This window comes from Candidatus Nitrosarchaeum limnium BG20, assembly GCF_000241145.1.
In the GTDB taxonomy this organism is placed as follows: domain Archaea; phylum Thermoproteota; class Nitrososphaeria; order Nitrososphaerales; family Nitrosopumilaceae; genus Nitrosarchaeum; species Nitrosarchaeum limnae.
Map to the genome: position 1 here is coordinate 1 of NZ_AHJG01000262.1, position 3,098 is coordinate 3,098.

A 3,098-nucleotide genomic window follows, 5' to 3' on the forward strand; every position below is an offset into this window, starting at 1 on the left:
TGAATAAATTCAAAGAACTGAAATCAGGTACAAAAATAGTAACAATCTGGGGACCATTACCAAATTCTCTTCCTGAAAAAGTAGAGTTTCCATACATAATTAACCAGACTCCGTTTAAGAAAACAAATAGTCTACAGGAACAGTTGTTAGCAGTTTTTGGTGTAAAGTGTATAAATTTTGTAACAGCATGGGAATTCGCAGAAAGATACACTAAAGCAATAAGTACGCCTGAAATTGGAAATGATAGATTTCTAACGATTATTCAGACTCTAGTGATTTGGATTAATGCAAGAAATTTAGGAGTTGCATGTGGAGATGATATTCCAGAATCCATTCAAACGTACATAGATATTATGAAGACACATTTTGACATAGATTTTGAACATCTTTTGAAATAGTTTTTGTGCAATCCTTTTATTTTATGTAAATCAAATACAATTATGATAGACAGAATAAACATCAATGTATCTGCTGTAGATTATGATAAAACAGGCAAGGCAATTTCCCAACAACTTTCTCTTTTAGAAGAAATGGTTCACGAACAGGAAGGGTTTGTAATGACAGATTCAGAGTTTGCTTTTGGTTGGCACTTTTTTGTTGTAAGTGTGAATAAGAGATTAGTTGAAAAACTTGTTGATCAGATGGGGATAGATTTTGAGCGATTAAAGGGAAAAGGCGTAGAAAAAAAATTTCTCTCATGGCTTACAAATAATTTGGAAGGCAAGTCACCCAGATTCAAACTTGCAATTAAAGAAGAGATGGAATCTAGTAAATATGGCATTTTTTAAAAACTATGTAGTTCTTTGAGTGGTATAGAGGTTTTAGTTTGAATCCATAGATTTTGTTTAAAAGGAATCTAGATGTTGGTTGTTACTAAACAAAAAGAAAAAGAGGGAATGGTTTGTTTTATGGTAGTGTTGAATTGTATGTTGTTCCAGAGTTGACTGCACTAATTGGTTTTTTCATGCTGTGAGGAACAATAACTTGTATTGTGCCGCTGCATGTTCCATCATGGCCATCACTTGCAGTCATGGTAATCTCATAAACACGTCCGTCCCCAGTACCTGATCTTTCAGCTCTTACTTGACCTAATGCCAAGTTTGCGTCTGGTGACGTATCTCCATCTCCAAGGCCGTTTGTTGGTTCATCTTGGAATATACTACTAATTGTAACTGTGACTGTGTCACCGTCTACATCAGAAGTATTCATTGTAGCACCAATTGAAACCATTTTGTGGTTTGGTGGCCAAATGTAGGGAGTTGCTGTTGGTGTACTGCATTGTGGTGGATCATTTACTGGTGTAACAGTAATGGTAACCGTAGCAATGTTGCTATTTGTAGTTCCATCATTTGCTACAAATGTGAATGAGTCTACACCGTTAAAGTTTGTATTTGGAGTATACGTGTATGTACCATCTGGATTAACAACTATCGAGCCATTTGAAGTTGGTGTGTTTAGTACAAACATTATGGAATCTCCATCAATATCATTTCCTGTAACAAGTCCATTTACTGGTGTATCTTCAGGAGTAGTGTTGGTTCCATCATTTGCTGTTGGTATATCGTTTACAGGTGTGACAGTAATAGTTATTGTTGCTACGTTACTATCAAATTCACCATCATTTGCCTTGAACTGGAATGATATTGTTCCAGAGAAGTTTGCTGCTGGTGTGTATGAGAATGTTCCATCAGAATTGAATACAACCCCAGTAGGTGTTGGACCTACTATCATGTATGATAAAGAGTCATTTTCAGCATCTGTTGCAACAGCTGATGCACTCAATGAACCATCTTCTGGAATAGTAAACGAATCATCTTGTGCTGTTGGTGCTGTATTACATCCTTCATCGATTTGTCCATCACGGTCATTGTCGATATTATCTCCACAGATTTCTACTGGAGGAATTTCTACAATTCCTGCAGATGAGAATGTTACGTGTTCCCATTGGCCTTGCACAAATGAGCCTACTTGACGCCCGATGAACTCAACGTTTGGTGCGTTTGTTGTAGTATCCCATTGTAATAATCCAAGACCTGTTGTACCACCACCAAATTCTGATGTGATTAGGATCTCTCCCTCTACACCATCAAATGATGAAGCTGGAATACCAAGTAATCTACCAGTTCCAAAGTTGACACCAAAAAAGTTTTCATTTTCTGGTATCAGATCAATGTCTTCAATTTTAAATGGTATAGTCCAAAATTGCACTATGCCAGTATCACTAATTGCATATACACGTGATTGATCTTCAGCGCCGACGATTATTTTACCTGCCAAGCCGCCAAATTGTGGATCTCTTGGTACTGTGATTAAGCCTTCAAGATGTACATTAACATCTGCTAGTTTGGTTGATGCTCCTGCTGAGTTGATTCGCCAAATCTCTCCAGCAGTTGTCGCTACAATTAGATCGCCGCCAAATATACCAGTTCTGTCAACATAAAGACTGCCTCTCATCAAGCCATTTCCAACTCCTGGGAGGTCTACCCACGGATTGACAAATGTGCCATCTGGATTAACTTTGACAATTTGGCCATCTATTCCATTTCCGGTAAACATTGTACCTGGTGTAAATGAATTTACTCCATCATCTCTGGCAGTGGCAATCTTTACTTCGTCAAATAGTCCACTTATTGTGGAAAATGGAGAATGTGTTCCATCAGCTGCAACTGTCTCAAAGCTGTATGGGAATCCATTAGGATAATTTACACTGATTACCACCTTGTCTGGTGTTCCCTCGAAATGATCTATTCCGATTGGATTGTTAAATGGAGTTGAGATCGGTGTAAATGACACATCAAGAGCAAATGCTTGTGATGTTGCACCTATTGCCAAAATTACGGCAAGTGTTGTAATTAGTACGGTATTTGAAATTATTTTAGTCATTGAGATGCGGTTTTGGATTAGACATAATTAAATGTTAAATAGATTATCCAAATTATAAGAATATTTTTTAGATTCTTATATTTTGTATTGTAAATCTTGTAGTATTTTGAGTGATCAGAATAGATACAAAATTTTACAGAAATGTAAAAGGCAATCAAGAGATACGAAGATCGGATACCCTAAGTTTTTCCTTAGTAATTCCTTAGTTTCTACTT

Annotated in this window: 3 protein-coding genes; 2 read left to right on the plus strand and 1 reads right to left on the minus strand. The window is 36.8% G+C overall.

Annotation, left to right across the window (positions count from 1 at the left end):
• A partial coding sequence (locus tag BG20_RS09280; RefSeq protein WP_010194359.1) for a hypothetical protein occupies positions 1-398 on the plus strand: 398 nt, incomplete at its 5' end.
• A gap of 42 nt (positions 399-440) precedes the next feature.
• A complete protein-coding gene (locus BG20_RS09285) occupies positions 441-788 on the plus strand; it encodes a hypothetical protein (RefSeq protein ID WP_048097199.1) in 348 nt (115 codons plus the stop codon).
• 118 nt (positions 789-906) lie between these two features.
• On the opposite strand, the gene BG20_RS09290 is transcribed toward BG20_RS09285, so the two are convergent.
• Positions 907-2,883: a cadherin-like domain-containing protein gene (locus tag BG20_RS09290; protein WP_010194361.1), complete on the minus strand. Its 1,977-nt coding sequence runs from the start codon at positions 2,881-2,883 to the stop codon at positions 907-909.
• Positions 2,884-3,098: the final 215 nt, after the last annotated feature.

Excerpts from the sequence above, each read along its gene's own strand:
- BG20_RS09285 (WP_048097199.1), top strand. The coding sequence starts at position 441 with ATGATAGACAGAATAAACATCAATGTATCTGCTGTAGATTATGATAAA.
- BG20_RS09290 (WP_010194361.1), bottom strand. The coding sequence starts at position 2,883 with ATGACTAAAATAATTTCAAATACCGTACTAATTACAACACTTGCCGTA.